The sequence below is a fragment of the Stenotrophomonas sp. FBCC-B152 genome (assembly GCF_059134105.1).
In genome coordinates this window covers 621154-633967 of record NZ_CP101442.1, presented here as the reverse complement: position 1 = coordinate 633967, position 12814 = coordinate 621154, and the positions used below count along the sequence as shown (strand labels likewise).

General features: G+C 63.4%; 11 protein-coding genes. 2 read left to right on the top strand and 9 right to left on the bottom strand.

The window, feature by feature from the left end; all coding sequences use genetic code 11:
* Positions 1-6: 6 nt before the first annotated feature.
* The 5 genes from NMB40_RS03110 to NMB40_RS03090 form a co-directional block, all read right to left on the bottom strand.
* Positions 7-1857, bottom strand: a complete 1851-nt coding sequence (locus NMB40_RS03110; RefSeq protein ID WP_494360111.1) for a hypothetical protein — start codon at positions 1855-1857, stop codon at positions 7-9.
* A complete protein-coding gene (locus NMB40_RS03105) occupies positions 1850-3430 on the bottom strand; it encodes a site-specific integrase (RefSeq protein ID WP_494360110.1) in 1581 nt (526 codons plus the stop codon). Before NMB40_RS03105 ends, NMB40_RS03110 begins: the two co-directional genes overlap by 8 nt.
* Complete coding sequence (locus tag NMB40_RS03100) at positions 3417-4697, bottom strand: site-specific integrase (RefSeq protein ID WP_494360109.1); 1281 nt, start codon at positions 4695-4697, stop codon at positions 3417-3419. Before NMB40_RS03100 ends, NMB40_RS03105 begins: the two co-directional genes overlap by 14 nt.
* Positions 4698-4884: 187 nt before the next feature.
* Entirely contained in the window at positions 4885-5445 is a 561-nt protein-coding gene (locus tag NMB40_RS03095) for a single-stranded DNA-binding protein (protein ID WP_494360108.1), read from the bottom strand.
* Between the two features lie 256 nt (positions 5446-5701).
* Positions 5702-6205 (bottom strand): hypothetical protein, encoded by a 504-nt coding sequence (locus NMB40_RS03090; protein ID WP_494360107.1) that lies wholly within the window; start codon positions 6203-6205, stop codon positions 5702-5704.
* Positions 6206-6235: 30 nt separating this feature from the next.
* Between NMB40_RS03090 and NMB40_RS03085 the strand changes: the two genes are divergently transcribed.
* A complete protein-coding gene (locus NMB40_RS03085) occupies positions 6236-6823 on the top strand; it encodes a 3'-5' exonuclease family protein (RefSeq protein ID WP_494360106.1) in 588 nt (195 codons plus the stop codon).
* Positions 6824-6880: 57 nt separating this feature from the next.
* The gene (locus tag NMB40_RS03080; RefSeq protein ID WP_282247163.1) at positions 6881-7915 is read left to right on the top strand and encodes a LacI family DNA-binding transcriptional regulator; all 1035 of its coding nucleotides are present in this window, start codon (positions 6881-6883) and stop codon (positions 7913-7915) included.
* A gap of 5 nt (positions 7916-7920) precedes the next feature.
* On the opposite strand, the gene NMB40_RS03075 is transcribed toward NMB40_RS03080, so the two are convergent.
* The 4 genes from NMB40_RS03075 to NMB40_RS03060 form a co-directional block, all read right to left on the bottom strand.
* Complete coding sequence (locus NMB40_RS03075) at positions 7921-8973, bottom strand: DUF5694 domain-containing protein (RefSeq protein ID WP_494360105.1); 1053 nt, start codon at positions 8971-8973, stop codon at positions 7921-7923.
* Between the two features lie 92 nt (positions 8974-9065).
* Positions 9066-10793: a response regulator gene (locus NMB40_RS03070; RefSeq protein ID WP_494360104.1), complete on the bottom strand. Its 1728-nt coding sequence runs from the start codon at positions 10791-10793 to the stop codon at positions 9066-9068.
* Positions 10783-12282 carry a DUF7125 family protein gene (locus NMB40_RS03065; RefSeq protein WP_494360103.1) on the bottom strand — a complete coding sequence of 500 codons (1500 nt, stop codon included), beginning with the start codon at positions 12280-12282 and terminating at the stop codon, positions 10783-10785. The genes NMB40_RS03070 and NMB40_RS03065 overlap by 11 nt, the downstream gene beginning before the upstream one ends.
* 131 nt (positions 12283-12413) lie before the next feature.
* Complete coding sequence (locus NMB40_RS03060) at positions 12414-12794, bottom strand: SseB family protein (protein WP_494360102.1); 381 nt, start codon at positions 12792-12794, stop codon at positions 12414-12416.
* Between the last annotated feature and the right edge of the window lie 20 nt (positions 12795-12814).

The window sequence follows — 12814 nt, the reverse complement described above, 5'->3', positions numbered from 1 at the left end:
GGCAATTTATGTCTGCGTCGAGGGAACAACCCGCGGGCCGAGCGCCTGCGTGGAGGCCTCTTCCACCATGCCGAGGCCCATAAGCGCACAGCGAACAGGGGAGGGGTCGTGCCCGTCGGGAATACTGAGGGCGGAGCCCACTGGGACATCCGGATGCTCCAAAGCTATTCGCATGGCTCTCACGTGAGCGAGCTTCCACTTGTGATTGTCGATCCAGCGATCAGCACCGAAATCGCCATCCGCATGGGCTTCCCGGGCCTTCTGGAGCAGGTCTTCGGTCTGCTCCTCCAGCAGGCGAATACGTTCGAGCGTGATGTGATCGCCCTTGATACAGACGTGTTCCTTGCAGGTCATGCATTCGCGCTGCTTCTGGCAGGGCGCCATAGCGTAGTCATGAACGCACATACCATAGAGTGTAGCTTTAGCCGTTCCGAGCCGATTTACCCCAAGCTCCTCATACGTCACCGGCTGGCGGTGCTTTATACGCTCAAGTAACGGCGCCGGCTGGATTGGAAGCAGCTCTCTTGCCGTCTCCAAGCGCTCCTCAGGAGAGCGATGGTCATAATGGTGATTGTCAGCAACTCGTGCGCGTCCTGCCCATTGCGCCAAGGTGTAGTCGTCCATACCCGCGCGCTCGGACATCGTACTGAGCCAGTGACGGAGCTGGTGGGAGGTCAGCTTTATGCGAGTTCCGTTACCATTTCGCATGCCAGCGCGCTCGAAGAGCGACGAAGGTGTCTTAGCACCGAGACGAACATTCACTTCGCTCGCATTGGGAATCCGCCATGTGTTCGTCCGGGTGGCCCTCTGCCCACTGAACTCGTTCTCCCGATGGAGACATAGCGCATCCCAAGCTTTCACCGCTTTCTTGTTGTCAATGAAGGGCCAGTAAAGTCCCCCAAACTTTTCGATGAGGGCGGATGCGCCGCCCCCTCCTGCCGATCCAGGCGAGCAGTCGAACGCGTTTCGTGCTGCCTCTCGTGCCGGCCCGCCAATCTCGACCAACCGTCGCACCGCCTCTTGTACGACATCATGCATGACGGGCACGACCCACTTTTTCATTGCTCCTTTGCCCTTGGCAGCATGCCAGCGCAGAAACATTTGGGACTTCCCAGCGCCATCTCCCTCCCATTGAATGCAATCGATGGGAAGTCGCAAGACTTCGGAAACGCGGCCCGGGGCAGCCATCAAGAGTATGAAAATCGAAGAGTAGAATTTGCTTTTGGGATCATCCGCCTGCGCGAAAAGATCGGCGATTGCCAGCATGTTTTCATTCGAGGGAAGCTTTGCTTGACGGTGTGCGTCCCCCGCGTCGCCCAGATGCTCGGTCAGGACGGTCTGCTTCTTGAAGGGTGACTTCCAGGTCGGAAGCGATGGAACCAGGCGTTTCTCACGTACGAAGTCGAAGATCGCTTGTAGTTGAAGCCCCGTTTTGTGGTGCACATCCTCGCTGGAATAGAACTCCCTGCACTTGCCAGCGGTAACATCCATCGCCGCCCCGCTCAGCAGCCCAATTTCTGCGCGGCCACAGGCGGCCAGCAGCCCCGCCTCCACGCACCGAAGCGCTTGAACCATCATCGCCAAACTCTTGACCGGCTTGTGACTGTATCTGTACCGGACATACGCCTTCGCGAACTGTTTGAACGGCTCATCCATGGGCGTAAAGGAGTAGGCGTCAAGCGGCGCCGTCTTGGTAGCGAAGACAACCACCGTTTCGTCGTGCTGCCACTTATCGCTGTCCCAAGCACCGCCGCTGCCGAAGGCAGTTAGGTCCTCCTTCGCGAGGCGAATGAAATCGGCGAGATTCTTGCCGGCATTGTGTCCGGTGCGAGGTACGAATTGGATGACCTCACCCATGACGGTTCGTCTCTAGGAGTCCCGTTTCAGGCACCCGCGCCCCGGCACCCTCACACATCGAGACACAGTGCTCAACGGCGAGGATCAAGTGGTCATTGGCATTCACCACAACATCCGCGCAGCCTGCCGCTCGGGCACGCTCCTTCTCGGCGTAAAGATCCGCCAGCACTTCTCCGTGCGGGCCGTCGACCCATGGTTGGAAGTGATAACAGGTGTAACAAGCTCGGTAGCCACTAGCGCAAAAACCATAGTTTCCGCAGGTCCCCACCGCCGCCTGCCGGTTGTTCGGCACGCGGCTGCGCGGGTCGTCGCCTCTGATAGCCTCGCGCTCTGAGTGAACCAATCTGCCAAGGCAGGCTTGAGCAAAAGGGGCTAACTGGGCACCCACCAGATCGTTAATGACCACCGCCTCCTGGGCTGTGTTTTCGGTGTAGCACGCCACGTTCTGGATGTCTGAATGATCCAGCAACTCGGCAATGATGAAGGCGCCGAAGCCTTCGCGTCGGAGTTTGGTACCACGGGTATGCCTAAATCGCATGGCCGAGAGGCGAATGAATTCACCGGTACGCTCCGAGCGCGCTGTAGAGGCTCTCGCGCAACGAGTCAAGGCGGATCTCAGGGCGGCAGTCGTTGCGTGCAATCGGTCAGGCGCCCTTCCCAACAGGAGGTCTGTGAGTTCGTCGGCATGGCCGATGCCCACAATCCGCTCCCGATTGAGAAAGATTGGGATTTCACCGGCCAGTTCTGGATCCAGCTCCTGCCCGATCACCTCGCATGCTGCAGCCACAGATCGTCGATGTTGCTGCTGAAGTACCAGATGGAGGTCTTCAATGATGGCCAGCGTTCGGAACGCGCTTCGAAACCCCTGGCCGCGCTGCTTGGCACGCGGGATGCTAAGTCTGAACAGAGGCGGCCCCTCCCCAGGCTCTTTAACGAGGTCCCGCCCCCTGAGCGCTGCGATCTGGACCGGGCGCCGCGCCGTCATCACCAAGGTAAGAAGGTAAGCATAGTCCTCGAAGACGATGTCTTTGCGTGCTACTGCCAGGTTCGCCCAATCCAGCAGTGCCCCCACTTCCAGATCGGTTAGAGGCCCGCTCTCAGTGCAGCCACTTGAGACGGCCACTCCCTTTTCGTTCCCTTGGATTCGCCAACCTTGCAGCAGCTCGACGATCTCTTCGGACACCCCGTCAAACCCGTAGTCGTGCCAAGCCAGCAGAAAGCCCTTCAACCCGCCCAACTGCCATTGGTCGGCTGGCCCAAGGCTGGCGCGCCAGTTGATGAGGTCTGCCACCGTTACCTGCGACGCTCCGGTGTCCCGCAGGTATCGCCTGAATCGCGTAGCCATGTTTTCGGTGTGTCGCGCAGACGCTTCTTCCGCATACCGCAACAACGCCAAGCGAAAACCTGTTTCAGTTATTGGGTCAATAGCCCTCGGAAGGGCTACTGCGATCTGCACGTCCTTGTTCAGGCGCCAATGGTCACCCGAAGAATCAATCGGATAGCCGTCCTTGGACACAGCCGGAACTGCGGGCTTCCTCTCGACATCGAGCTGCTTGGACTTAACGCTGCTCATCGCCGTCGTCCTTTCCGTCTTCACTACGGTGGAGACCCGCTTGCACCTGGCGAATGGCCTTATCGCTGGCTTCGCGGAGGTGGCGCAGGTTGTAAGCTGCTCCCGAGGCCTTACTACGATGTCCGTTCAGAAAGGCCCGAACATCCAGTTCCCGAGCTTCGCTTATCGGCGAAGTATGCGTGCCGTCAGTGCTTTTCCGCGCCTTCGCATTGTGCTTATCAATGCTGACAGAAAGCTCGTAATTGAAGTGGTGCCGAAAGGCGTGAGGATGGATGGCTTCGAAGGCGGGGTCCGCTGCGCGCATTCGGGCGAAAATCTGGCTGTTGAGGGCAGACACCGACAGCGGCTTGCCCCACGTGCTCCCCTTCCGGTGCGACACGAGCAGGTAAGGGTGACGCTTGGCGGGGCCGATGCTGGATCGCACCTTTAGGATGTAACGGTTGATCTGGCCGGCGAGCGAGTCGGGCAGTGGCAGGGGGCGCTCCTTGGTCTTGGCGACCGGCTGGTAGCGCCGCGAGTCATGCTTGTCGTCTTGGTTGCGCCGAATCCAGACGTGCGGCTCATGCCCCAAATCAAACTGATCGAGGCGCAGGCTCAACAGCTCCCCGCGCCGGATCCCGGTATATCGCAGTAGCCCAAAGATGATAGCGTTTCGGAGCTGGACATCCGGGTGTCGAAAAGGATTCCGCGCGTCACCTTCGGCACCGGTCGCTACGAAGCGCTCAACCAACTCCGAAGGCGGTGAGCGCAGATCCCGATCATTGTCCCACAGCTTTGCCAACCCACGCGGCCGATGCTTTCGGAGAGTCCCTGCCATCCGTGCGATCTCATGGGAGGCCTGGGGCGAGTTTTGGTACTGAGTCACGACAGACGCCGTAAATTCCAGGTAGTCGGCGAACGTGCTGATGCGATTGAAGTGCTGCTGCCCGCCGATGGCCGCCCGGGCCGGGATCAAGGCAACTCTCGCCTCTAGGAAATCCACGACTCCATCGCTCCGCTCCTTTGTCCTCTCCCTGGCAGACTTCAGATCCCGCATGTCGAGCTTGGCGAAATCCCGCAGCGAAACCACATCGGCGACAGTGAGAAAGCGTCCGCTGCGGAACTCTGAAATCAAGTCGCGTCCATGAACCTGCTCCCACCGCAGGAGCACCACGAGATCAGCCATCTTGTTGCGGATCGTATTGACAGCGGCCCCGGCGTTGCGGAGCTGGGCGGTGGCGAACAGGGTCGGGTAGAAAAGCGGCAGCCCCCGCTCGTCATGGAGCATCGGGACACGCTCGCCCTCGCCTAGCACATGGACCGATAGCCTGGGCATCAACCATTGCTCACCTGAATCTACGTGTGCATGACTATAACGAGCTTTTTTAATTACACAACAACTCTTCAAGAAAGAAAAAGCCCCGCTAGGCGGGGCTTTGTGAAGATCTTTATCAACACTTGTAAATAGGTGTTGTCTAGAACGGAATATCGTCGTCCGCGAAGTCGTCCATCGGCGGAGCCGACTGCTGCGGCTGCTGCTGCGGGCGCTGCTGCTGGCCGTAGCCACCGCCACCGCCACCGCGCTGACCGCCACCACCACCACCACCGCCGCCGTATTCCTGGCGCGGGGCCTGCTGGCGCTGCGGACGTTCGCCGCCGCCGTAATTGCCACCGCCACCGCCACCACCGCCGCCACCTTCACCGCGGCCACCCAGCATCTGCATTTCGTCGGCGATGATGTCGGTGGAGTACTTCTCCACGCCATCCTGGCCGGTGTACTTGTCGTAGCGCAGGCTGCCTTCGACGTAGACCGAGCTGCCCTTGCGCAGGTATTCGCCGGCAATTTCGCCGAGCTTGCCGAAGAACACCACGCGGTGCCATTCGGTGCGCTCCTGCTGGTTGCCATCCTTGTCCTTGCGGACGCTGGTGGTGGCCAGGCTGATGCGGGTGATCGCCATGCCGCCTTGGGTGTACTTCACGTCCGGGTCGTTGCCGAGGTTGCCGACCAGGATGACTTTATTGATGCCGCGCGCCATAGGGTTGCTCTTCCGTTGTCCGAGGGCAGGCCCGACAGATATCACACTCTGTTCGGTGCCGATACGGGGGCTGCCCTGCGTGTGATCTGGGTAGGATTGCAGAACGGGGCATTCTACCATCCCTGCCCGCCCCGCCCCCGTCAGGATCGCCCCCGCTGGAGGTCGGATTCCTGCCAAGCCCTTGTAAGGATTGGGCTTGTACCCGTCAGCGCCCTCGTCTGGGCAACCACGGCGCGGGTCCAGCCGGTCATCGGCCTTACCGCGTGCCTGGAGCTCCTTTCGGCACCACGATCAGCAGGGGGACGGGAGAAACGGGTGTCCACGCGCCGTCCGGCGCTTCATCGCTGCGATAGCCGACAGGGGTACGCAAGGCGACCCTGTAACCCGCTCCTGGCGCGAGGCGATAGCTCCTGTCCAGCGCTAATTGCACTCGGAACGTGCCACCGGCAGGGAGGGGAACAAGGGTGGGGGCGACTGGCAAGGTGTCCGACAGGATCCCGACGTACTCGGCTTCGCCTCCATCCGGCTGCGTCACCACGAAGAAATCGTCCAGCAGCATTCCCCGGGCATTGGGCTGCGGAAGAGAGGGACCCCACACCACTGCAGCCCGGTCACCCAGATTGACAAGTTTCAGTTCGATCGACGTCCCGCGCCCATCGCTCACCGGGAGGATCTCGGCCTGCAGGCGGGCGTCGGCCATTGCGTTGGCGCTGTAGCCCAATGCGACCGCCAGCAGCGTTACCCTGATCGGCAGATTCATGCCATCTCCCTCGTTCGTCCGTGAGCACCGATGAACCAGTTACCACGAACTCCACCCCGCGCCAACAGGCAGGAAATCTACGTCAGTACCGATGTGGAGGCAGATGGCCCCATCCCCGGCCCGCATTCCATGCTGAGCTTCGGGTCCGCCGCCTATCTGGCCGACAAGACCCTCGTCGCGACCTTTTCGGCCAATCTGGACACGCTCCCCGACGCGCAGGGCCATCCCGACACGATGGCCTGGTGGGCGACCCAACCGGTGGCGTGGGCGGCCTGCCGGCGCGATTGCGAGGCGCCGGAGGCGGCAATGCGCCGCTACCTCGCCTGGCTGAAGGCGCTGCCGGGCAAGCCGGTGTTCGTGGGGTATCCGGCCGGGTATGACTTCCTGTTCGTGTACTGGTACCTGATGCGGTTTGCCGCGGAGAGCCCGTTTTCGCATTCAGCGCTGGATATCAAGACCTTTGCGATGGCGATGCTGAAGAAGGACTACCGCAGCGTTACCAAGCGGAGCATGCCCAAGCGCTGGTTCGACCGGCTGCCGCATACCCACGTGGCGCTGGATGATGCGATTGAACAGGGTGCGTTGTTCTGCAACATGCTGGCCGAAAACCGGGGGTAAAACCACGGTCCCGCGTCCCATGGCATCATGGCTTCCGTCGTCACAGCCCTGCCCTCCATGACCATCCGCGGCAAAGCCACTTCCCTGGACATCGCCCACCTGGCCGGGGTTTCCCAGCCCACGGTGTCGCGGGCGCTGCGTGGCAGCCCGATGGTGAACCAGGAAACCCGCGAGCGGATCCTGAAGATCGCCCGGGAGCTGAACTACAAGGTGGACAAGAACGCCTCCAGCCTGCGCCTGCGCAATGCCGGCACGCTGGCCCTGCTGTTCTTCGAAGACCCCACCAACGACGATTCGCTGATCAACCCGTTCTTCCACGCCATGCTGGGCTCGATCACCCGCGCCTGCGCGCTGCGCGGCTACGACCTGCTGGTGTCGTTCCAGCAGCTGTCCACCGACTGGCAGGCCGATTACGAAGACAGCAACAAGGCCGACGGCATCATCCTGCTCGGCTACGGCGACTACCACGAGTCACGCGAGCGGCTGCAGCGGCTGGTGGAGCAAGGCACCCATTTCGTGCGCTGGGGCGCGGCCCTGCCGGACCAGCCCGGGGTGTCGATTGGCTGCGACAACTTCCAGGGCGGCTTCGACATCACCGCCCACCTGCTCGACCAGGGCTGCCGGCGCATCGCGTTCGTTGGTCATGCGTCCAGCCATTACCCGGAGTTCGAGGAACGCTATCGCGGCTATGTGGCGGCGATGGCCGAGCGCGGCGTACCGGTCGACCCGGCATTGCAGTTCGATGCGATCACCACCGAGCTGTCCGGCTACGACGCCTGCCAGGCGCTGCTGGCCGATGGGCAGGCCATCGATGCGGTGTTCGCGGCCAGCGACCTGATCGCCATCGGCGCGATGCGTGCGCTGCGCGAGCACGGCCTGCGCATTCCGCAGGACGTGGCGCTGGCCGGGTTCGACGACATTCCGCTGGCGGCATCGGTGTCGCCCACCCTGTCCACCGTGCAGCAGGACACCAAGCAGGCCGGCCAGCTGCTGGTGGAGCGTCTGCTCGCGCTGATCCAGGGCGAGGCGGTGGAAAGCCAGACCATTCCAGTGAAGCTGGTGCTGCGGGAATCGTCGCTGGCGCGGCGCTGAGCCCGTTACCGGAGCGCCTGCTCCGCGTCCACGATGTCCACTCCCTGCATCTGGCCCAGCCACTGGTCGAACCACGGCTTGTGCGAGACACCGACCACCGACAGCACGCGCACGCCCGGGCGTTCGCGGAACGTCTGCTGGATGTTGGCCACCATGCGCAGGTTGCGGATCTCCCAGCCGCTGACCCAGATCTGCGGGTAATGCTCGGCTGATGTCGCACGCAGGGTGGCGCCGACGTTGACATCGGTCAGTACGTTGAGCCGTTCGGGCGCATTGATGAAGCGGTACAGCGGCAGCAGGTCGCGCGCTTTCGCCATCGTGTCTTCGATGGCGGTGTTCTTGTCCAGCTCTGCCTTGCCAGCGTTCCACGCCTGTTCCAGCGAGGTGCCAAACGCCTTGCGATCCTTGACCTGGATGTTGTCGCCGGTGTGGTCGTCGATGGCGTACACGCGCGGCAGGCCCATTCGCGCGGCCAGCTGCGCGGCGATCAGGTAGTTCTCGTTCTGGCGGGTGGCAATGGTGTTCAGCAGGGCAACCAGGGTGGCATCCAATCCATCGCCGGCGCGCCGCTCCGCCGGGGGCAGCTGCAGCCATTGGGTGTGGGCCGAGGCCCGCTCGTTGGCGGCCAGCATCCATGCCGCCAACTGGCGGCGCTGGGCGGGCGTGGGTGCCTTCGGCCACGTGTCCAGGGCGGCGTTCATCTTCTCTATCGCAGCCGGGATCTGCAGGCCGGTGGCCGTGCGTGCCACGTCGGTGCTCGCGCAGTAGTCCGGCCCGTAGACGCTGGCATGGCGCTCGGCAAGATCGCACTGCTCACCGCTGATGGCTTCCACGGTGATGATGTCCGGCTTGAAGGCGGCCAGCTTCTCCAGCAGGGGATCGAGCGCACCGGGCTGGATGCCGCCTTCCACTTCGCTCAGGTGAACACTGCCCAGCACCAGTACCTGGGTGCGCGGGCCGGTCATTTCCCGGTCGAGCGTGGCCAGATCGACCGGCACGGCGGCCAGCGATGGGAAGGCGGAAGCCAACAGCGTTGTGATCCATAACCTGCGTTGCATGCCAGCACCCTCAATCCGTCGATGCAGGCAGTGTGGGTCACTATGGGCCCCGCCGACGCGTGACGGTGGTCAGGGTGCCGTTGGTCAGGGCCTCAGGCGCTGGCGTCACTGACGGCATCGGCCAGCGCGCCGCGCACCGCGTCGCTGAAGGCCTCGAGCAGGAACGGTTTGGCGATCATGCTCATGCCGGGCTCGAGGAAGGCCGAGCGCTCCTGTGCCTTCTCCGCATAGCCGGTCATGAACAGAATGGGCAGCTCGGGCCGCGACTGGCGGGCGATCTCGGCCAGCTGCCGACCGTTCATGCCGGGCAGGCCCACATCGGTGACCAACAGGTCGAAGCGCCGCGAGGATGCCAGCACCGGCAACGCACCATCGGCATCACCGACCACCTCCACCGCATAGCCCAGGTCTTCCAGCACCACGGTCACCAGCATGCGCACCTGCGGGTCATCCTCGACCACCAGGATCGATTGTCCCGCCCCCAATGCCACCGGCGCCGCGTGTGCGGCCGGCTCCGGGTCGGCGTCCGCCTCCACCTGCGGAATGAACAATGAGATCGTGGTGCCCTGCCCCGGCGTTGAATCGATGGCGATATGGCCCCCGGACTGCTGCATGAAGCCATACACCATCGACATGCCCAGGCCGGTGCCCTTGCCGATCGGCTTGGTGGTGAAGAACGGCTCGAAGGCGCGTTCCACCACTTCCGGCGGCAGGCCGGTGCCGGTGTCGGACACCGCCACTACGGCGTAATCGCCTGCAGGCACGCTGGCGCGCTCGCCGTCGGCCAGCCGCAGCGGGAAGGTCCGCAGCGCCAGCTCACCGCCGTTGGGCATCGCATCACGGGCGTTGATGGCCAGGTTGAGCAGCGCACTTTCGAACTGGTTGATGTCGAGCGCCCCATGCAACGGGCCATCGGCTACTTCGGTGCGGATGCGCACTGCTTCACCCAGCGTGCTGCGTAGCAGGTGCTGCATCGAACCCACCAGTGCGTTGATTTCCACCGGACGCGCGTCCAGTGATTGGCGCCTTGAGAAGGCCAGCAGGCGCTGTGTCAGCGCGGCGGCGCGCTGGCTGGACGCTGTCGCGGTGTCCAGGAAACGCTCCAGGTCGTCCACCCTGCCCATCTCGAGGCGCAGCCGAACGATGTCCAATGCCGACAGGATGCCGGTGAGCATGTTGTTGAAGTCATGGGCGATGCCGCCGGTGAGCTGGCCGATGGCTTCCATCTTCTGCGACTGGCGCAGCGCGGCTTCGCTGGCCTCGCGCGCAGCCATCTGTGCCTTCAGCTCCAGGGTGCGCTCGGCAACCACCCGTTCAAGCTCCAGTGCGTGCTGGCGGCTGGCTTCCAGTGCTTCCTTCGCGCTGCGTTCCAGCGCACTGCGGCTGTCGGCCAGCGCGCGCATCTGGTCGCGCACCAGGAACTGCTTTGCGCGGGCGCGCAGGGCGCCCTGCACTGCGCTGAGCAGCGAAATGCTGCCCAGCGGCCGGTCGAGCTCCACCACGTTCACCGAGCGTGGCAGCAGGCTCTCGAAGGGCGAGCGCCGATGGGCGCGCGGGGAGCGCAGCAGGATCACCGGCAGGTCTGACCAGGTGGGCTGGCCCGTCAAGGTGGCCAACAGCGCTTCGGTCCCGCAGGCCACCGCTTCTTCAGTGATCAGTGCGACGCCGGCCTGGTCGTCAAGGATACCGGCCAGCTCGCTCAACGTAGAGGCAACACGGGTATTCAAGCCCGCCGTCGCCAGCACCGCGGCGATGCTGGCCGCATCACGCCCGAAGGGCGCGACGACATGGACCACGCCCCCGCTGCCGTCATCCTGCATAGGGGTGGCTCAGCAAGGATGCCGAGTCGCCGACGAACTCCGGGGTACCGGTCAGGATGCCCTTGAACTCTTTCAACGGCCCGCTGAGCGCCAGCCCCTTGCCGTTGATTTTCAGCTCGCGGATGGTGTCCTCGTGCGCACCGCCGCGATTCTTGATCACCGAGATCGCCTTGCGGATCCTCCCCTGCGCTTCGAAGAAGCGGAACAGGATGACGGCATCGGCGATGTAGGAGACATTGAGGTTGCCGGTCGACATGCTGCCCACCAGCCCATGCTGCGGGTTCACCAGGAAAGTAGCCACGCCCTTGTGGTTGAGGTAGGAGAGCATCTCGTGCAGCTGCAGCATCAGCTGCTTTTCCTGTGGCATGGCCGCCACGTAGCCGTTGAGGCTGTCGATCACCAGCACGCTGCAGCCGCGCTGCTCGACCGCCTTCTGCACGTTCCAGGAGAACTCGCCCGGCGAGATCTCGGCCGGGTCGATCTGCATGATTTCCAGCAGACCGGCCTCGATATGCGACTGCAGGTCGATGTCCAGTGCCTTGGCCCGGGTGAGCAGCGTGCCCACGCGTTCGTCGAACTCGAAGATGCAGCACCTCTCGCCCCGTTCGCACGCGGCCCACACGTATTGCAGCGCGACATTGGTCTTGCCGCTGCCCGCAGGACCGGTCAGCAGGGTGCTGGTCCCGCGCAGGGGTCCCCCACCCAGCAGGTTGTCGATCTCGGGAACACCACTTCCGATGGTTTCCACGCCGAACTGTTCATGGTGCTGGGACGCGATCAGGCGCGGAAACACATCCAGGCCGCCGCTACGGATGACCATGTCATGGTAGCCCGCGACGAAGTTGACGCCGCGCAGCTTCTGCACCTGCAGCCGCCGCCGCGCCGGACCGAAATCCAGGGTCAGCCGCTCCAGCGAGATCACGCCGTGGCAGAGGCTGTGCAGCTGGCCGTCGCGGTCGTCCGCACCCGCGGTCAGGTCGTCGACAAGGATGACAGTGGCGCTCTGTGGCGCGAAGTACTGCTTCAGTGCCAGGATCTGGCGGCGATAGCGAAGCGAATCCTGGGCCAGCAGCCGCAGCTCGGACAGCGAATCGAACACCACGCGGCTGGGCCGGATGCGGTCCACTTCGCCCAGGATCAGGTTGACCGTTTCATCCAGCTCCACTTCCCACGAATGCAGCACGGACTGGAGGCGTCCGTTGCCCAGCGCATCTTCCGCCGAACCGAGCTCGAACAGGTGCAGGCCCTCGAGCGACCAGCCATGCGCGCTGGCAACCTCGCGCAGCTCCTCCGCCGTTTCCGAAAGGGTCACGTACAGGCAGCGCTCGCCCTGTTTGAGGCCCTGCAGCAGGAACTGCAGTGAGAGCGTGGTCTTGCCCGAACCGGGTGGCCCTTCCAGCAGGTACAGGCGCCCTTGCGGCAAGCCGCCGCTAAGAATGGTGTCCAGGCCCTGTACACCGGTGGTGACGCGCGAAGACTCTGTCTGCATGCAAGACCCCTGTTTTGACGGCGGAGTCTAGCAACCGGCAATGTGTAGAGATTGTGTGACCACCGTCTCTACATTAAGTCCACTTCAGCAATGTGCAAACTGCGTGCAGCGCGTGCATCACGGCCGGTGAATCAGGCGAAATCCTTCAGGATCTCGCCGATGCCCGCCGGGGACAGTTCCAGACCCAGCGACGTGCCGGGATTGACCACGACACCGTAACCGCCCGGCACACGTTTGAGCACCTCCAGCATCTGCATGCGGATCGTGTGCGGCGCCTGCTGGCTGTGGAAGCCCACCCGCTCCATGTGGGTGAACACCGCCACGTGCAGCGTGCCCTGCTTGTCGAACAGCAGCGGGTCGAAGCCGCTGCCGTCGGGGGTGACCAGGCTGCCGGTGAGCAGCACCACGTCCGAGGCGACGAAGGCCTTCATGAAGGCACCGATCGGGGTCTTCCCGTCCATGGCGGATTGGAGAAGGATCTCAATGGGGGTCTGCGGGGCGAGCTCGGTCATGGGGCAATTCTACCCCGATG